The following is an 18,446-nucleotide window of genomic DNA, read 5'->3' as shown; positions in this document are numbered from 1 at the left end:
ACAGCCCGCGTGCAGCAGGCTCGGTATGCTGTGCATTGTGACCGCCAAGCCCCACTCATGTCCGCTCCCCCTATCTCCGACGATGCCCTGGCCCACAGCGAACGCCTGCGTGCGGCGATTCGCACGCTGATCGCCGAGGCCGGCGGCGCGATCCCGTTCTGGAAGTTCATGGAACTGGCGTTGTACGCGCCGGGCCTGGGCTACTACAGCGCCGGTGCGACCAAATTCGGCGCGGCCGGCGACTTCGTCACCGCGCCCGAGCTCGGCAGTCTGTTCGCCGAATGCATCGCCGAGGCGATCGCGCCGGTGCTGCGCGAGATCGGCGGCGACGCCCAGATGCTGGAGGTCGGCGGCGGCAGCGGCGCGTTCGCCGCCGATGCGCTCGCGCACCTGGCCGCGCTCGACGCGGTGCCGGCCCGCTACGCGATCCTCGAGCCCAGCGCGGACCTGCGCGAGCGCCAGCGCGCGCATCTGGCCGCGCAGTTGCCGGCCGCGCTGTTCGCGCGCGTGCATTGGCTCGATGGCCCGATGCCCGACGACTGGAACGGTGTGCTGTTCGCCAACGAGGTCGTCGATGCGCTGCCCACGCCGCGGTTCGCGGTGCGGGGCGGCGAGGTGCATGAGGAGTACGTCGTCGTCGCCGACGATGGCAGTTTCGCGACCGCGCTGCGCCCGGCCGATGCGCTGCTGGCGCCGGCCGTGCGGCACATCGAGCGCCAGCGTGGCGCGCCGCTGCCAGACGGTTACCGCTCCGAACTGCTGCCGCAACTGCCCTACTGGGTCCAGGCGGTGGCCGGCGGCCTGCGACGCGGCGCGATGCTGTTCGTCGACTACGGCTATCCGCGCAGCGAGTACTACCGCGACGACCGCAGCGACGGCACCTTGCGCGCCTTCCATCGTCACCGGGTGTCGCCGGACGTGTTCGCGCTGCCGGGGCTGCAGGACCTGACCGCCTCGGTCGACTTCACCGCGTTGGCCGAGGCGGGCACCGGGGCCGGCTTCGAATTCGCCGGCTACTGCACCCAGGCTTCGTTGCTGATCGGTAATCGCCTGGATGCGCGCCTGGCCGCGCACGAGGCGCAGGCCGCCGACGAGGCCGCGCGCTATGCCCTGCGCCAGCAGGTCAAGAAGCTGACTCTGCCCGGCGGCATGGGCGAGGCGTTCCAGGCGATCGGCTTTGCCCGCGATGTCGAGTTCGACCACGCCTTCCTGGTCGGCGATCTGAGCCACCGGCTGTGAGCCGCGCTGCGGGGCCACACGCGCGACGCAGCGCGCTCAAACCGCTGTGCCGGCCAAGGCTGTGGTGCGGGCTGTGGATCGCGGCGATCGCGACGGTCGTGGTGCTGTCGCTGGTGTCCTCGGTGCCGATGCCCGACGTGCCCGATGGCGACAAGCTCGGGCATTTCCTCGCCTACGCGGCGCTGGCCGCGGCCGCGGTCCAGCTCTACGCGCGCTGGCCCTCGCTGCTCGGCGCCGGCCTGGGCTTGGTGCTGCTGGGGATCGGGCTGGAATTCGCGCAAGGCGCGCTGACCCAGACCCGCATGCAGGACCCGGCCGATGCGCTGGCCAATACGTTGGGCGTGATCGCAGGCCTGGCGACCCGGCTCACGCCATTGCGCGACCTGCTGCTGCGCATCGACGGCGGGCGCCGGTAGGCCAGCGCCCGCCGCGCATCTCAGCGCGGTTGCAGCGTGACCGCGTCGACGACCCACATCGTCGGCCGGGTGTCGCCGGTGAAGCGCAGGCACAGGTCGGTCGCACGCCGTGAGGCCAGCACGGCGGTGTCGAGCGGCACGTCGAGGCTGACGAACCCGTCGGCATCGGGCGCGGCCGGCAGCGGCACCGTCGCCAGCACCGGACCGGCACAGCCCTCGCCCTGCACCTGCAGTTCGCCATGCGCGCTGCGTGCCGGCAGGAAGGTGCGCTGCGGCTCGTCGTGGGCCAGCTGGAACGCGTAGGGCATGCGCCCGGCGCGGACCGTCAACCGGTCGATATCGCCCAGATCCGCCGCTGGCCACAGCCAGCAGGGGTGGAAGATCGTCACGTTGAAGATCGCGCGCTCGCCGGTCAGCGGGCCATCGTCCTCGAGCCGCAGCAGCAGGCGCCCGACGTCGGGGCAGACCGCCAGCTCGGCGTTGCGGCGGGTCAGCAGCGAGGTCGCATCGACCGCATGGGTCGTGGCCGGCGCCAGTGGCGTGCCGTCGGCGGCGAATGCGGCCGCGCGCAGCTGCACCGGCAGGCGCAGATCGAGCGGCGCGGTGTAGCGCGGCGAGCCGGCATGGGGCACGCGGCCATTGAGGGTGTAGTGGATCGGGTAGCCCAGCGGATTGCGCAACGTCACCCGCGCGCTGCCATCCCGGCGGTCGCCGTCGATCGTCGCCAGCGCCTGGAACGGCGTTTGCGCGTAGGCGATGTCCAGCGCCCGGTAACGCCGCAGTTGTACCGGCAGGCGCGCCAGGAAATCGGCGTAGTCGCGCGCCTCCACCGGCGACCAGGCGGTCTCGGCCAGTGCCGCCATGCGCGGGAACAGGTTGTGCTGCAGACGCGCAAAGTTGCGCGTGTGCTCGGTCCACATGTTCGCCTGCACGCCGAGAATGTGATGGCGTTGTGCGGCCGGCAGCGCGGCGGGCACCGGTTCGAACCGGTAGACCTGCTCGAGCGTGACCATCGACGGCCGGCCCGGCGGCTCGCCCGGCGCGTCGGTCTGCAGGTAGTCCAGGTACAGGTCCGAGACCGGACTCATGACCACGTCGTGGCCGAGCGCGGCGGCGGCGAGGCCACCGTCGACGCCGCGCCACGACATCACCGTCGCCTCCGGCGGCAGGCCGCCTTCGAGGATCTCGTCCCAGCCGATCAGGCGCCGACCGTGCGTGGACAGGTAGCGCTCCATCCGGCCGATGAAATAGCTCTGCAACTGCGCCTCGTCGCGCATGCCGAGTTCGCGCATGCGCTGTTGCACCCGCGGCGAGGCCTGCCACTGGTCCTTGACCGCTTCGTCGCCGCCGACATGCACATACCGGCCGGGGAACAGCGTCACCACCTCGGCCAACACGTTCTCCAGAAACGTGAAGGTCGACTCCTCGACATTGAACAGCGTGCGGTTGACGCCCCATTCGGCGAGCACCGGGACCGGCGTGTCGAGCACGCCGAGCTCGGGATAGGCCGCGACCGCAGCCTGGGCGTGCCCGGGGCCGTTGATCTCCGGCACGACCTCGATATGCAGCGTCGCGGCATAGGCCACGACCTCGCGGATCTGGTCCCGGGTGTAGTAGCCGCAGTAGGGCACCGGCGCGCCGGTCGCAGGGTCGATGCCGCCATCGCCGGCCGGAATGCGGCAACCGCCGATCTCGGTCAGGCGCGGATAGCGCTTGATTTCGATGCGCCAGCCCTGGTCGTCGGTCAGGTGCCAGTGGAAGACGTTGAGCTTGTGCATCGCCATCGCGTCGAGCACGCGCTTGATCTCGTCGACGCTCTGGAAATGCCGCGCCGAATCGAGCATGAGCCCGCGCCAGCCAAAGCGCGGAGCGTCCTCGATGCGCAGCGCCGGCAGCGTCATCGCCTCGCCCTGCGCCTGCGCGACGAGTTGCCACAGCGTCGTCGCGCCGTGGAACAGGCCGCGCGCATCGGCGGCGCGCACCACGATGCCGCTTGGCGCGATCTCCAGCGCATAGCCTTCGGGCGCCTCGGGCGAGACCGCCGGATCGCGCACGAACGCGATTGCCCCGGGCGTCGGGCCGCCGGCCCTCGGCGCCGCCAGGCGCAGCCCGTTGGAGGCAGCGGCCAGTGCGGCGAACCGGTGCGCCGCCTGTTGCCCGGCCAGGCCGTCGGCGTAAAGCGGCGTCGCCGCATCGAGATCGAAACCGCCGTCGTCGGCGACGAGCCGGGCAGGCGCGGGAATCAGGGCCGGGGCCACGACGACTTCATGCGGCCGTTGCGGGCGCGGGGCGCAGGCCGCGAGCAAGGTGGCAGCGGCCAGGCCGAGACTTAGGTAAACGACGTGCTGGAACGATCGAACCATCGTGCAGTGCTCCCTCAGGCTGCGTTGCAGCATGGCGCATGGCGAACGCATTCCGCCAGAACGCGATGCCTTGTATAGCGGTGCCGCCTATCGGCCGGGCTGTGCGAAGAGCCTATGAGCAGCGCGAGGACGGCGGGATCGTTGCCCGCCGTCCAAGATCGGCCGGTGGCGCTCTTCTAAAACCGCATATGCAAGGTCGCCATGTAGCGACGCCCGGTGTGATAACGCCCTGCCGGCATGTGCTTCTCGCCCAAGTACTGGAAGTACTCCTCATCGAGCAGGTTCTGCGCATCGACGGCGATCGACCAGTTGTCGTTGAATCGCCAGCCGATGCTTGCGCCCAGCTCAGCGTAGTCATCCACACTCGCAGGTGCCGCGCCGGCAACGTAACCACCGGCAAGGTAACTGTCGCGCCAGTTGTAGCTCAGTCTGACGCTCAAGGGGCCCTGCTCATAGTAAGGACTCAGTGCGACGCTGTGCTCGGACTGATAGGGCAGCGGGTTGCCGGTATTGTTCTCCCCATCCGCGTAGGTGTAGTTGGTGGTCAGTCCGAAGCCGCTCTCACCGAATGCCTGCTGATAGGAGAGATTGAGTCCCTTGACCTTGCCGCCACCAGCATTGCGCGGCCTTGCGATGCTGTAGTCGCAATAGCCATCTGCGGTACAGCCGTTACTGCCGACAAGATCTTCCCATGCGCGCGGATCGTTGTCCCGGATCGAGTTGTACTGACGTTCGATCGTCGCACTGGTATCGATGTAGTTGTCGATGTCCTTGTAGAAGATAGATGCAGCTAATGCTGACTGCGGTGCGAAGTACCATTCGGCAGAGAGATTGAGGTTCGTCGATTCATACGGTGAAAGCTCGGCGTTGCCGCCGGCGCCAGTGAGCGTGGTGTCATTGAGAAAGGTGTTGTTGACCAACTGGTTGTACGGTGCCCACGCAATGACTTTGGCTGCCGCAAAGCGGAACAACCAGTCGTTTCCAGGGTCGAGAACCAGGTTGACCGAAGGCAGCAAAAAGTCTTCTTTGGATGTTCGGGTCTGCCATTTGCTGTCGAGATCGTCGAGTGTTGGCGTGCCGCTATAGACGAACCCGCTGCCGTCGATCTTGGATTCTACGTAGCGCAGACCGACATTGCCGCGCAATAGTCCTGTTGAAAAATCCGCCTGGACGTAACCTGCGGTGTTGGTCTGCTCCAATGCCCAGGTGTTGTTGAGGTAGCTCGCCGGATCAGGATTGTTGTAGTCGATCGGACTGTTGCGGATCCAATCGATGACGTTGTCGCGACCGACCTGCAAATGATGACCGTGATCAGGATGGAATCCGCGGATGTCGGTCAGGCCGATGGTGCCGACTTCGTCCAGGAACCCGGTGTTGACGCCCCCGTAGACATTGAGCGCGAAGCGCTCTTCCTGCTTCACCTGGCGGGCACCGAAGCGCAGCATGCTGATAACGCCCGGCAGGCGCACGTTGAAATCCAGCTGGCCGTAGCGGTTCTCACTTTCGGTAGAGAAAATGCCGTTGTTGCCCAGCCAGCCATTGGAGCCCCAGTTGCCGGGATCGCGTGCGGCCTCTGGATCGTCGAAGCGGATGCCATCGTCGATGTGCCAGCTGAAACCGCCGTTGTAGACCGGTTCGATGAAGTACTGCGCGAGATTGGTGTTGTCCGATTTGCTGCGACCGACCTGGGCTGCGATGCCCCAGATGTCCCCTTGCCATGCGCCGCGTAGGTCGAGGCCCTTGGTGGTGACCTCAGACTCGCGCACGTTGTTGTCGTAGATGACGGTTCCGCCGTCGGGATCGGCATTCGAGCCTGAGTGTCCGCCCACCACGACGCCGTTCGGTCCTTGATCGAGTCGATCGACAGCGCCGATGGTGCCTGGGTTCCAGGTCAGAAAGCTGTACAGCGATTGATTGTAGTTGTCGAAGTTCTCGCGGATGTAGAGCCCTTGAAGCTTGAACTCGAGAGCGTCGGTCGGTTTGAGCTGCAAGTTGAGCACCGCGCTGTCGCGCTTGCGCTCTTGCTGGAACCAGGCCGCGTTGATGGAGTTTGGAACCATCGCATCCGGATCCAGTCCGGCCGCCGCTGCATTGGTGAAGGTGGAGGCGGGCGCGTAGCCGAATACCTCAAGGCCCTGGCGGTCCACCTTCTCTTCGTAGTGCTGCGCTGACACAGCGACGCCAAGCGTCTCAGCCGGGTTCTTCCAGCTGTAAAGCAGCGATGCATTCGGCGCGCCACTGCCGGCTTGGTCGTTGTAGCTGTATCCGATGGAAGCGGCGATCTCGTTGGTATCCAGATCGAGCGGCTGCCGCGTATGCATCAGCACTGTGCCGCCGAGACTGCCTTCGGGCAGACGTGCCTCGGAGGACTTGATGACTTCCAGTCGGCCGAGGATCTGGGGCGCAAGCAGCGTGTAATCGAAGCCCCGGTTGGGCTGCTCGCCATAGAGCCAGATGGCTTGTGCGACGGGTCGACCGTCCAGGAACGTCAGGTTGAGGCTGGGGTCTGTGCCGTCGATGCTCACGCGCTCGCCCTGTCCGAAACGCCGGTCAAGGGAGACGCCCGGGATCTGCGACATTGCTTCGGCGACGTTGGTGTTGGGGAACTTGCCGATGTCCTCGGCAGTGATCGCTTCTGAGATCGTGTCGTTGTTGCGCTTGGTGTCGAGCGACTTCTCCAGGCTGCCGCGGATGCCGGTCACCACGACCCGGTCCAGATCGGTGGCCGCGTCCGACGTGGGGGCCGTCTGTTGTGCCTGGGCCTGCGCGGCGACGCACAGCCCCAGCGTGATCGCGGCCGAAAGCACTGATTTACGGGTGTTCATGGTGGTCCCCATCGCTGATGTGAGTGGCGCCGCGGCGGCCGTCGTGCCGTCGCGTGCGTACCTGTACCGGCGTCCCCCACTGCCTGGCCGCACCGCGCGCGCGCCGTAAGGGCGCGTCGCGACACGACGTTTTCCCGACCCTCGCGCCGCCAGCCGCGCGTCAGTCGAGCCGATCGAGGTACCAGCTGGCGGCGCCGATGACGCCCAACTGCCCGTGCTCGACCAGATTCACGGGAATACGTTCGAGCGCCTCGCGCATCGGTGCCTTGTCGAGGAACCGGGCGACGAAGTCGCTGCCCATCAGGTAGTCGCGGATCTGCGGCAGGATGCCGCCCGCCAGATAGATGCCGCCGTGCGCGCCGTAGAGCAGCGCCATGTCGCCGATCGTGCTGCCGAGCAGGCCGCAGAAGGCGTCCAGCGCCGCGCGCGCCTGCGCGTCGTCGCCGGCGATCGCCGCCGCAGTGACTTCGCCCGGGGCCGTGTGAACGGGCGTGACGCCCTGCAGCGCGCACACCGCGCGATAAAGATTGAGCAAGCCCGGGCCCGAGAGCGCGTGCTCGATCGGCACGTGGCTGCGGCCGCGCTGCAGTTCGCGCAGCAGCGCCTGCTCGCCGGCATGGCCGGTGGTCAATGCCGCCTGCCCGGCCTCGGTGGCCAACACCACCGGGCCGTGCGCGGTCGGGATGCGCACCGCGGCGCCCAGGCCGGTGCCTGGTCCGACGATCAGCATCGGTCCCGGCGCCGCGGCGTCAGGACCGGTCAGCCGCACCACATCTTGGGGGTCGACCTGGGCGGCGGCATGGGCGACCGCCTCGAAATCGTTGACCAGGCGGAACTCGCGAAAACCCAACTGTGTGCGGATGCGCTCGAGCGAGATCGGCCAGGGCAGGTTGGCGGTGATCACGGTGCCATCGCCCAGCGCGTAGCCGGCGCTGGCGATCGCGCCGGCATCGACCCGACGCCCGGGCAGAGCGGCCAGGAAATCCTCGACGATCTCCACCAGCCCCGGGTACGCGGCGCAGGCGTACTTGCGGTACTCGAGCACGCGCACCGGGTGCGCGGCATCGCCGGTGGCCTCGACCAGGCCGATACGCACATGGGTGCCGCCGACGTCGGCGGCGATGAAGGCATCGCGCATGGCGTGGCGCGGTGCGGTCGACGGCAGGGAAGGGGATGCAGCCACGGAAGCTCCGGGTGGGAAGGGCGCCATACGATGACAGCCGCTGCCAGATGCGGCGGAGTGTCGGCATGTCATGACAACGATGTCAACGCCCCGGATGCTTCGGGCGCGTCCCACCACGGGATCCTTCACACAGTTGCAACAATCGGCGCGACACGCGGAAATGAACGCGAGAGGCGCGTCGAATCAGCAGGTTCCGACCCTCGGTGCGGGACAGGGTCCGCCGATCAATGCCGCAATGCAGCACGCGTTTCGCGCGGAAGTTCAGGCATGATGCGGTCGCCGGGGCCCGCCTGGCGCGTGTTGATGACAACGTTGGTACTCGATGTCCGGTCTGCGGCCGCGCCGCACCGGTCCTGCAGTCCCGTCCGCCGGAGCGCTCCTGATGTCTGCGATCGCGACACCGTATGCCCGCCCGAGTCACGCGACCTCGATCGCGATCATGGGCCTGTTGTTCTTCATCATCGGCTTCTTCACCTGGGTCAACGGCCCGCTGATCGCGTTCGTGCAACTGGCCTTCGAACTCGACGAGGTGAACGCCTTCCTGGTGCTGATGGTGTTCTACCTGTCGTACTTCTTCCTCGCGCTGCCCGCGGCCTGGGTGCTGCGCCGGACCGGCATGAAGAAGGGACTGGCCCTGAGCCTGTTCGTGATGGCCGCTGGTGCGATGCTGTTTGGCGAGTTCTCGACCCAGCGCTGGTACGCCGGCGCGCTGTCGGGGCTGTTCGTGATGGGCAGCGGTCTGGCGTTGCTGCAGACCGCGGTCAACCCGTACGTGAGCATCCTGGGGCCGATCGAGAGCGCGGCGCGGCGCATCGCGTTGATGGGCATCTGCAACAAGGTCGCCGGCATCCTGGCACCGGTGGTGCTGGGCACGGTGGTGCTGCACGGCATGGGCGATCTCAGCGCGCAGGCCGCCGCGGCCGATGCCGCCGGACGCGCGCAGTTGCTGGGCGAGTTCGCCGCCAAGATCCATCTGCCGTATCTGGTCATGGCCGGCGTGCTGATGCTGGTCGCGCTGGGCGTGCTGTTCTCGCCGCTGCCCGAACTGCGGCCGGCTGAGGCCAACGCCGCGGCCGAGCCGGGCGAGGGCGCGCGCGTGCGTGGGCTGTTCCAACTGCCGCACCTGTGGCTGGGTGTGCTGTGTCTGTTCCTGTATGTCGGCGTGGAGGTGCTGGCCGGAGATGCGATCGGCACCTACGGCAACGGCTTCGACCTGCCGCTGGACCGGACCAAGTTCTTCACCTCGTTCACCCTCGGCGCGATGCTGCTCGGCTACGTCGCCGGTCTGGTCGCGATCCCGCGCTTCGTCAGCCAGGAGCGCTACCTGGGCATTTCGGCGGTGCTGGGCATCGTGTTCTCGGCCGGCGCGTTCCTGAGCCACGGCTACGTCGCGGTGGGCTTCGTCGCCGCGCTGGGCTTTGCCAACGCGATGATGTGGCCGGCGATCTTTCCGCTGGCGATCAAGGGCCTGGGCCGGCTGACCGAGACCGGCTCGGCGCTGCTGATCATGGGCATCGCCGGCGGCGCGATCGTGCCGCAGCTGTTCGCGGTGCTCAAACAGCACTACGACTTCCAACTGGTGTTCCTGGCGCTGACCCTGCCGTGCTACCTGTACATCCTGTACTACGGCCTGCGCGGGCATCGCGCCGGTCACGCGGCGCGCCGGGCTGCGCGATGATGGCGGCCTGAGAGACTGCCGGAGCCGGACGTGCGCAAACCCACCATCAAGGATGTCGCCGAGCGGGCCAAGGTCTCGCTCAAGACCGTCTCGCGGGTGATCAACAACGAGCCGTCGGTGTTGCAGGCCACCCGCGCGCGGGTGCTGCACGCGATCGCCGAACTCGACTACGAGCCCGACCCCTCGGCGCGCAACCTGCGCAGCGCGACCTCGTTCGTGATCGGGCTGATCTACGACAACCCCAACCCGTACCACATCATCGGCGTGCAGAACGGCGTACTCGCCGCGTGCCGGGAAACCGGCTTCGGGTTGCAGATCCATCCCTGCGATGCGAGCTCGCCGCTGCTGGTCGAGGAGCTGGTGGAGTTCGTGCGGCGCTCGCGGCTGGCCGGCCTGGTGCTCACTGCGCCGATGTCCGAGCGGCGCGAACTGATCGACGCCTTGACCGCGCGCGGCATCCGCCTGGTGCGCATCATCGCCGCGACCGAGGATCCGCGCGACGGCCATCCCTGCGTGTTCGTGGACGACCGGGATGCTGCCTACGAGATCACCGAGCATCTGATCCAGCTTGGCCACCAGCGCATCGGCTTTCTGTGGGGCGGGCCGCAGCACCATTCCAGCGGCGAACGCCATGCCGGCTACGAGGCCGCGCTCAAGGACTACGGCATTCCGCACGACAAGCACCTGGTGATTCCCGGCGACTACACCTTCGACGACGGATTCCGCGGCGCGCGCCGGTTGCTGGCGCTGCGCGATCCGCCGACCGCGATCTTCGGCTCCAACGACGAGATCGCCGCCGGCGTCCTGGCCGCGGCCAAGTCGGCGGGCATGCATGTGCCCTTCGATCTGTCGATCGCCGGCTTCGAGGACAGCCCGTTCTCGCGCCAGTCGTGGCCGCCGCTGACCACCGCCAAGCAGGCCACCGAAGACATCGCGCGACAGGCCGCGCGGATGTTGATCGCAAGCCTGCGCGAGGACGCCGATGCCGTCGCCGCGCAGGCCACCCACAACCAAGGCTTCGTGCCGCAGCTGGTGGTGCGCGGGTCGACCGCGCCGATGCGCCCGCGGCCGACGCCATCACCGGGACCCGAGGATGCCCCACGCGACTGAGGCGCCGCGCGACGCGGCCACCACCTGGATGTTCCGCGAGGCCGCGCAGGCGCCGGACGTCGTCGCTGCGCAGTTCGCGCGCAACGCCGACGCGGTCGATGCGCTGGTCGCCACCCTCATCGCGCGGCCGCCGCCGTTCGTGGTGACCTGCGCGCGCGGCAGTTCCGACCACGCGGCAACCTACGCCAAGTACCTGTTCGAGACCCGCTTAGGGATCGTCACCGCCTCGGCCTCGCCGTCGGTCGGCTCGGTCTACGCCGCGCCGCAACGCATGCACGGCGCGCTGTTCATCGCGATCTCGCAATCGGGCCGCAGCCCCGACCTGCTGCGCAACGCCGAGGCCGCGCGCGCGGCCGGCGCGCACGTGGTCGCACTGGTCAACGTCGAGGACGCGCCGCTGGCGCAGCTCGCCGACACGGTGCTGCCGCTGCATGCCGGCCCCGAGCGCAGCGTCGCGGCGACCAAGAGCTATCTGGCCTCGCTGTCGGCGCTGCTGCAGCTGACCGCGCACTGGCAGCGGGCCGCCGGCGGCGACACCGCGCTGGCCGCGGCGCTGCCGGCGCTGCCCGACGCGATGCGCGCGGCCTGGGCCTGCGACTGGACGCCATTGGTCGAGGGCCTGGCGGACGCGCGCAACCTGTTCGTGCTCGGTCGCGGCACGGGCCTCGCCGCAGCGCAGGAGGCGGCGCTGAAGTTCAAGGAGACCTGCGGGCTGCATGCCGAGGCCTACAGCGCCGCCGAAGTCCGCCACGGGCCGATGGCGCTCGTCGGTCCGCGGTTCCCGGTCCTGCTGCTGGCCCAGCCCGACGGCACCGATGCCGGCACGCGCGCGGTCGCCGACGAGTTCCGCGGTCGCGGCGCGGAGGTGTGGCTGGCCGCGCCGGGCGGCGAGCTGCCGGTCGCCGAAGCGCCCGAACCGGCCTGCGCGCCGCTGCTGGCGGTACAGAGCTTCTACCGCGCGGCCAATGCGCTGTCGCTGCGGCGTGGCTTCGATCCCGATGTCCCGCCGCATCTCAACAAGGTCACGGAGACCGTCTGATGGCCCTCGCCCTGGTCAATGGCCGCGTGCTGACCGACGCCGGCTTCCGCGACGATATCGCGGTGCTGGTCGAGGGCGCGCGCATCGCCGCGCTGCTCGCGCACGACGACCCGACGCTCCGCGAGGTCGCGCGTCACGACCTCGACGGACTGCATCTGCTGCCGGGCTTCGTCGATGCCCAGGTCAACGGCGGCGGCGGTGTGCTGTTCAACAACGCACCGACCGTCGAGGCGATCGCTTTGATCGCCGCCGCGCATCGACGTTTCGGCACGACCGCGCTGCTGCCGACGCTGATCAGCGACGATGTCGAAGTGATGCGCGCCGCGATCGCTGCAGTGGATGCGGCGATCGCGGACGGCGTGCCCGGTGTGGTCGGCATCCATCTCGAAGGTCCCTACATCGCGCCCGAACGCCGCGGCACCCACGATGCCGGCAAGTTCCGTGTGCCCGGCGCCGACGAGATCGCGCTGGCGACCTCGCTGCGTGGCGGCGTCACCCTGGTGACGCTGGCGCCCGAGCGCGTGCCGGCCGACACCGTGCGCGCGCTGGTCGCCGGCGGCGCGATCGTCGCCGCCGGGCACACCGCGGCCACCTGGGCGCAGGCGCGCGCGGGCCTGGACGCGGGCATCCGCGGCTTCACCCATCTCTACAACGCGATGTCGCCGCTGCAGGGACGCGAGCCGGGCGCGGTCGGCGCCGCACTCGAGGACCGCGAGGCCTGGTGCGGGATCATCGTCGACGGTGCGCATGTGCATCCGGCCAGCCTGCGCGTGGCGCTGGCCGCCAAGCCGCGCGGCAAGGTGTTCCTGGTGACCGATGCGATGCCGCCGGTCGGCGCCGACCGCCCCGACTACATGCTCTACGGCGAGACGATCACCGCCGTCGATGGCGTGGTGCGTAACGCTGCCGGTGCGCTCGCCGGCTCGGCGCTCGACATGATGGCGGCGGTGCGCAACACCGTGCGCACACTCGACGTGCCGCTGGACGAAGCGGCGCGGATGGCGGCGACGTATCCGGCGCAGTTCCTCGGCCTCGACGACCGGCTCGGCCGCATCGCGCCCGGTCTGCGCGCGGATTTCGCGCTGGTCGACGACACGCTGTCGCTGCGCGGCACCTGGATCGGTGGCGCGGCCGGCTGACAGGGCCGCGCCGTCCGCGCGGCTGGCCAGCGTCGATGCCCTGCGCGGCATCGCGGTCGCGGCGATGCTGCTGGTCAACACGCCGGGCGATTGGGATCACGTCTACGCCCCGCTGCTGCACGCGGCCTGGCACGGCTGCACGCTGGCCGACTTGGTGTTTCCGACGTTCCTGTTCGTGGTCGGCGTGTCGATCGCACTGGCGTTGTCGCCCCGGCGGGAGGCCGGCGCCGACCTTGCCCGGCTGCGTCGCAGCGTGCTCGTGCGCGCGGCGCGGTTGGTGCTGATCGGCCTGGCGCTGCATCTGCTGGCGTGGTGGGTGTTCGACCTGGCGCATTTTCGCCCGTGGGGGGTGTTGCAGCGTATCGGCGTGTGCTTCGCGCTGGCCGGGCTCGCCGCGCTGTCGCTGTCGCCGCGTGGGCAATGGGCGCTGCTGGCCGGCCTGCTCGTGGCCAGCGCGGTGGCGCTGGGTCTGGGCGGCACCGCGCCAGGGACCAACCCGTTCGACCGGCTCGACAATGCGCTGTTTGCGCCCTGGCTGTATCGCTACGACCCGGTGACCGGCCTGGGCCACGACCCGGAGGGTCTGGCGAGCACGGCAGGTGCGCTGGCGACGACGCTGTTGGGCGTGCGCGCCGGCGACTGGCTGCGTGCGGGGCGGGTGCGCGCACTGCTCGCGCTGGGCGTAGCCGCATGCATGCTGGGCGCGGCGTGGTCGCTGGTGCTGCCGTTCAACAAGCCGCTGTGGAGTGCGTCCTATGTGCTGTGGACCGGTGGGCTGGCCGCGCTCGCGCTCGTCGGCCTGCACCTGCTGATCGACCGGCGCGGCTGGCCGGCCTGGGGCCGCCGCTTTGGCGTCAACGCGATCGCGGTCTATGCCGGTTCGAGCGCGCTGGTGCTGCTCGCCATCGCCGCCGGCCTGTGGGCACCGCTCTATCGCGTGCTGTTCGCCGCGCCGCTGGCCCCGCTGCTCGGCGAACAGGCTGCGTCACTGGCATTCGCACTGGCGTTCGTCGCGCTGTGGTGGGCGATCGCCGCCTGGATGGACCGGCGTCGGTGGTACCTGAAGGTCTGAGCCGCGATGCCGCGGCCGTGCCGAGCTTGTACCCTGCGCATCCCGCCCCCCACATCCGCCCGATGACCGCGACGTTTCCCGTTTCCCCGGACGCCGATCCCGACCGCAGCGCCGCCCGCCTGGCCTGGGCGCGCGATGCGGCCGACGATGCAACGCTGACGCTCGTCCGTGCGTCGACCGATGCCGGTTTCCGCAGCTATTGGCGCACGCAGGGCGCAGGGCCGGCGCGCATCGTCATGGATTCGCCGCCCGAACTCGAGGATGTGCGGCCGTGGCTGCGCATCCGCACGCTGCTGCGCGCGGCCGGTGTGCGCGTGCCCGAGGTGCTGGCCGAGGACACCGACGCCGGGTTCCTGCTGCTGGAGGATCTGGGCCCGCGCACCTGCCTGGATATCGCCGACGACGCCGGTGCCGATGCGATGGTCGATGCCGCGTTCGAGCAACTGCTGCGCCTGCAGGCGATCGCCTGCCCGGCGGACCTGCCCGCCTACGATGCGCCGATGCTGCAGCGCGAGCTCGACCTGTTCGAAGACTGGTTCCTCGGCCGCCACCTCGGCGTGACGCTCGATGCCGAGACGCGCACCGGCCTGCAGGCCGTGCAGCGGACGCTGATCGAGGCGGTGCTGGCGCAGCCGCAAGGCTTCGTGCACCGCGACTACATGCTGCGCAACCTGATGCCCGACGGCGCAGGCGTCGCCGTGATCGATTTCCAGGGCGCGGTGCGCGGGCCGCTGGCCTACGACCCGATCAGCCTGTTCCGCGATGCCTTCCGCAGCTGGCCGCCGGCGCGCGTCGATGCCTGGCTCGCGCGCTACCACGCCCGCGCGCGGGCCGCCGGCGTGCCGGTCGATCCGGACCCGGCCGTGTTCGCGCGTCACGCCGACCTGGCCGGCATGCAGCGCCACCTCAAGATCCTCGGCCTGTTCGCGCGGCTGCACTACCGCGACGGCAAGCCGCGGTATCTGGCCGATGCGCCGCGTTTCGTCGCGTATCTCGACCAGGTGCTCGCGCGCGAACCGACGCTCGCACCGCTGGCTGCGATCCTCGACCGCCATGTGCGGCCGCGGCTGGCTGCCATGGCACCGGATGCGGTGTGATGCGCCAGACCGTGATCCCGCAGCTGCGCATGACCGATGCCGCGCGCAGTCTCGCGTTCTACGCCGCGCTCGGCTTCCGGGTCGACTGGGAGCATCGCTTCGAACCCGGGCTGCCGCTGTTCGCGCAGCTCACCTGCGACGGCCAGACGTTGTTTCTGAGCGGGCACGCCGGCGATGGTGCGGTCGGCGGCGCGGTCTACTTCAAGGTGGCCGACGTCGATGCCTGCGCACACGCATTCCAGGCCGCCGGTGTCGCGATCCTGCAGCCGCCGCACGACACCGACTGGGGCACGCGCGAGATGCTGCTCGTCGACCCCGACCACAACCGGCTGCGCTTTGCGCAGCATCCCGACTGAGGTTCTCATGATCGACCTGTTCGACGCCCCGCCGCAGCCGGTGGACGGCATCCGCACCGGCATCGGCGGCTGGACCTTCGCGCCTTGGCGCGACAACTTCTACCCCAAGGGCCTGGTGCAGAAGCGCGAGCTCGAATACGCGAGCCGGAAGCTGACCGCGATCGAGGTCAACGGCACGTTCTACGGCGCGCAGAAGCCGGCGACCTACGCCGCCTGGCGCGCGGAAACGCCGGAGGGCTTCGTGTTCTCGCTCAAGGCGCCGCGCCACATCGTCGGCGCGCGCACACTGGCCGACACCGGCCCGCGCATCGAGGCCTTCGTCGGTGGCGGCATCGCCGAACTCGGCGACAGACTCGGCCCGCTGCTGTGGCAGTTTGCGCCGAACCGCCGCTTCGATGCCGACGATGTCGAAGCCTTCCTCGCGCTGTTGCCGCGCGAGGTCGATGGCCTGCCGCTGCGCCATGCCGTCGAGGTCCGCCACCCCTCGTTCCAGAGCGCGGCCTGGCTGGCGCTGGCGCGTGCGCACGAGGTCGCCACGGTGTTCACCGACTCAGCCGATTACCCCTCGTTCGCCGACCTGACCGGCGACTTCGTCTACGCCCGGCTGATGTCCAGCCGCGAGGAGCACCCGCAGGGCTACCCCGGCCTGCAACTCGACGCCTGGGCACAGCGTGCACGCCAGTGGGCGAAAGGCGGCGCGCCGGCCGACCTCCCCTACGCCGGCGACCGCGACGCCGCCCCGGTCGTGCCGCGCGAGACCTACGTGTTCTTCATCTCCGCAGCCAAGGCCCGCAACCCCGCCGCCGCGATGGCCCTGCAACAGCGGCTCGAAGCAGCGTGAGGATATGACAGCAAGCGGGCTTTCGTTGCGAATGGCCGAGTGCGGGGACGCAGACCTGCTGTTCCAGCTGATGCAGTACTACTACTTCGAGGCATCTGCCTGGAGCGGCGAGCAGATTGGCCGGGACGGGTTGTACGACTACGACCGGGCGGATGCCATCGCGATGCTCGAGACCGGACCGGAACGGGTGCGGTTGCTCGAGTGCGATGGTGGCGTTGTCGGCTTTGTGCTGCTCGATGACTTGGATCTGAGTAGCGTTGGTGACGCCTCGCTGCGCGACTGCCTGGACGCGTTCCTCCCGGGAGCTGGACATCGTGTCCGAGAGGTGGCGGACCTGTTCGTGCTGCCGACGTGGCGCCGACGTGGCCTGGCGGTGGAGACAGTGCGCCGATTGCTCGTGCCGGGCAGCGGTTTGTGGCTGATTGCGACATTTCGCGACGACCTGAAGGCGCACGCATACTGGCAGCGCGCATTGCCGCGGCTGGGGCTTCGATACATCAGCCTGCCCGACGAACTCGACGCGCGGTTCCGCCTGTTCGCTCTGGCGGCACCCTTGGCCTGACACAGCACGCAACCCGCCAAGCAGTCCTGCGCTGCTGCAAGCCGGTCCTCGATTGCTGACTGGGTGCTGTCGAGGTATGCAGTGCAGTCGTCTGGGCGCACGGTATCGCGCCGCACTCCCCATGTGAGTAAGGCAGTGCGCCATGAAGTCAGTGCTGCAGGACGCTCTTCTATTGCCAGCCCCCACCCAACCCTCCCCCGCACGCGGGGGAGGGCTTCGATGCCCCGCCGTCAGCGGAGGAGGGCTTCTGCTGTCACCTCCCCCGCAGTGCGGGGGAGGTCGGTGCGCGCAGCGCAGCGGGTGGGGGCGGGAGATCATCTTCCTGCTCGCGGGAGAAGTGGGGGACATCGCCTCGACCTGTGCCCCCACCCAACCCTCCCCCGCACGCGGGGGAGGGCTCGACCGTTGCGGCAGTTGCGCATACGGACGCCGGCACGCATTGCTGTCACCTCCCCCGCATCGCGGGGGAGGTCGGTGCGCGCAGCGCGCCGGGTGGGGGCAGGGGCCGTGCACGCATTCGCGTGGCCGCCCCGACTCACCAACGCAGCCCTCAGTCCACCGCGCCCTCACGTTCTGCCTTGAGCTGCTCGTCGAATGCGGCCTCGGCAGCGTCGGCATAGCTTGCGCAGGTGACCGGGCGTTCGCGCTCGAGCGTGGTGCCATAGCGCAGTCCGCTGAAGTCGGGATGCGGCGTCAGCAGCAGATCGCAGGGCAGGCTGCGCACACGCGCGAAACTCGCGCGGTAGGCGTCGACGATGCGTGGATAGCGAGGATTGTCGACCAAGCGGTAATCGGGCGCGCTGAGGCTGTCGACGTATGCGATCCGCACCGGCGTGCCGTCGTCGGCCCGATCCGTCCAGGTCCAACTCATGCCGCCCGGTGTGTGGCCGGGCGTGAAATGCACCTGCAGGCGCAGCTTGCCCAGTGCCAGCGTCTCGCCGTCCTGCAGCAGGCGATCGGTGACGACCGGCGGATAGAGAATGGCATCGCCGTAGTGGATATCGTCGCTGCCGCCGCGTGCGAGCAATTGCGCCGATTCGGCATTGGCCACGACCCGCGCACCGGTGGCGCGACGCAGGGCCGCCAGCGGGCCGGCGTGATCGGCATGGGCGTGGCTGAGCACGATGAACTTCAGATCGGACGGGGCCACGCCGAGTGCGGCCATGTTCGCGAGCAGGTGCTCGGCGGTCTGCGGCATGCCGCCGTCGATCAGGATGGCGCCGGCATCGCCCTTGAGCAGCAGCGCGCTCAACTGCGCCGTGCCGATCTGCCAGGTGCCGGCGGCGATGCGCAGCGGCGCGACCGGCTGCCGCCAGGTCTCGGGCACCGTGTAGGCGCGCAGCTGCGGCAGCGGCTCGGCCGCCCGCGTCTGCACCGCGCCGAGGCTGCCGAGCCCCGTCACCGTCCACAACATCCAGCCGATCACGCTTCGCATCGTCCACTCCACTTCTGAGGTCGTGCGGCGATTGTCGACAGGCGCTGACGCACCCCACAAGCGCGACGATCTCATCGCAGCCATGAGCGGA

At 69.4% G+C, this 18,446-nt stretch carries 15 protein-coding genes; 11 read left to right on the top strand and 4 right to left on the bottom strand.

Annotation, left to right across the window (positions count from 1 at the left end; translation table 11 throughout):
• Positions 1-57: 57 nt before the first annotated feature.
• Together WAF18_RS08585 and WAF18_RS08580 are read left to right on the top strand one after the other, a co-directional pair.
• A complete protein-coding gene (locus WAF18_RS08585) occupies positions 58-1,239 on the top strand; it encodes an SAM-dependent methyltransferase (protein ID WP_337244729.1) in 1,182 nt (393 codons plus the stop codon).
• On the top strand, positions 1,236-1,655 hold the full coding sequence (locus WAF18_RS08580) for a VanZ family protein (protein ID WP_337244728.1): 420 nt from the start codon (positions 1,236-1,238) through the stop codon (positions 1,653-1,655). The genes WAF18_RS08585 and WAF18_RS08580 overlap by 4 nt, the downstream gene beginning before the upstream one ends.
• Before the next feature lie 20 nt (positions 1,656-1,675).
• On the opposite strand, the gene WAF18_RS08575 is transcribed toward WAF18_RS08580, so the two are convergent.
• From WAF18_RS08575 to WAF18_RS08565, 3 genes are all read right to left on the bottom strand, one after another.
• Positions 1,676-4,018: a family 20 glycosylhydrolase gene (locus tag WAF18_RS08575; RefSeq protein ID WP_337244727.1), complete on the bottom strand. Its 2,343-nt coding sequence runs from the start codon at positions 4,016-4,018 to the stop codon at positions 1,676-1,678.
• A 176-nt stretch (positions 4,019-4,194) separates the two neighbouring features.
• Positions 4,195-6,843 carry a TonB-dependent receptor gene (locus WAF18_RS08570; RefSeq protein WP_337244726.1) on the bottom strand — a complete coding sequence of 883 codons (2,649 nt, stop codon included), beginning with the start codon at positions 6,841-6,843 and terminating at the stop codon, positions 4,195-4,197.
• Between the two features lie 160 nt (positions 6,844-7,003).
• A complete protein-coding gene (locus WAF18_RS08565; RefSeq protein WP_337244725.1) occupies positions 7,004-8,026 on the bottom strand; it encodes a glucokinase family protein in 1,023 nt (340 codons plus the stop codon).
• A gap of 382 nt (positions 8,027-8,408) precedes the next feature.
• Here WAF18_RS08565 and WAF18_RS08560 point away from each other — a divergent pair, with 382 nt between their 5' ends.
• From WAF18_RS08560 to WAF18_RS08520, 9 genes are all read left to right on the top strand, one after another.
• Positions 8,409-9,704: a sugar MFS transporter gene (locus tag WAF18_RS08560; protein ID WP_241944424.1), complete on the top strand. Its 1,296-nt coding sequence runs from the start codon at positions 8,409-8,411 to the stop codon at positions 9,702-9,704.
• A gap of 30 nt (positions 9,705-9,734) precedes the next feature.
• A complete protein-coding gene (locus WAF18_RS08555; protein WP_337244724.1) occupies positions 9,735-10,814 on the top strand; it encodes a LacI family DNA-binding transcriptional regulator in 1,080 nt (359 codons plus the stop codon).
• Positions 10,798-11,853 carry an SIS domain-containing protein gene (locus tag WAF18_RS08550; RefSeq protein ID WP_337244723.1) on the top strand — a complete coding sequence of 352 codons (1,056 nt, stop codon included), beginning with the start codon at positions 10,798-10,800 and terminating at the stop codon, positions 11,851-11,853. Before WAF18_RS08555 ends, WAF18_RS08550 begins: the two co-directional genes overlap by 17 nt.
• Positions 11,853-12,992 (top strand): N-acetylglucosamine-6-phosphate deacetylase, encoded by a 1,140-nt coding sequence (nagA, locus tag WAF18_RS08545; protein ID WP_337244722.1) that lies wholly within the window; start codon positions 11,853-11,855, stop codon positions 12,990-12,992. The genes WAF18_RS08550 and nagA overlap by 1 nt, the downstream gene beginning before the upstream one ends.
• Entirely contained in the window at positions 12,976-14,064 is a 1,089-nt protein-coding gene (locus tag WAF18_RS08540; protein ID WP_337244721.1) for a heparan-alpha-glucosaminide N-acetyltransferase domain-containing protein, read from the top strand. The genes nagA and WAF18_RS08540 overlap by 17 nt, the downstream gene beginning before the upstream one ends.
• Positions 14,065-14,126: 62 nt before the next feature.
• Positions 14,127-15,161 (top strand): phosphotransferase, encoded by a 1,035-nt coding sequence (locus WAF18_RS08535; RefSeq protein ID WP_337244720.1) that lies wholly within the window; start codon positions 14,127-14,129, stop codon positions 15,159-15,161.
• Positions 15,161-15,517, top strand: coding sequence for a VOC family protein (locus tag WAF18_RS08530; protein ID WP_337244719.1), 357 nt, complete (start codon positions 15,161-15,163; stop codon positions 15,515-15,517). Before WAF18_RS08535 ends, WAF18_RS08530 begins: the two co-directional genes overlap by 1 nt.
• A 7-nt stretch (positions 15,518-15,524) precedes the next feature.
• Complete coding sequence (locus tag WAF18_RS08525; protein WP_337244718.1) at positions 15,525-16,358, top strand: DUF72 domain-containing protein; 834 nt, start codon at positions 15,525-15,527, stop codon at positions 16,356-16,358.
• A gap of 70 nt (positions 16,359-16,428) precedes the next feature.
• The gene (locus WAF18_RS08520) at positions 16,429-16,920 is read left to right on the top strand and encodes a GNAT family N-acetyltransferase (protein ID WP_337244717.1); all 492 of its coding nucleotides are present in this window, start codon (positions 16,429-16,431) and stop codon (positions 16,918-16,920) included.
• A 550-nt stretch (positions 16,921-17,470) separates the two neighbouring features.
• On the opposite strand, the gene bla is transcribed toward WAF18_RS08520, so the two are convergent.
• Positions 17,471-18,334, bottom strand: a complete 864-nt coding sequence (bla, locus tag WAF18_RS08515; protein ID WP_337244750.1) for a subclass B3 metallo-beta-lactamase — start codon at positions 18,332-18,334, stop codon at positions 17,471-17,473.
• Positions 18,335-18,446 lie beyond the last annotated feature (112 nt).

Origin of the sequence: Luteimonas sp. gir (assembly GCF_037198055.1) — a bacterium.
GTDB classification, from domain to species: Bacteria; Pseudomonadota; Gammaproteobacteria; order Xanthomonadales; family Xanthomonadaceae; genus Luteimonas; species Luteimonas citri_A.
The sequence above is the reverse complement of the archived record's forward strand: the minus strand, read 5'-3'. Positions and strand labels throughout refer to the sequence as shown.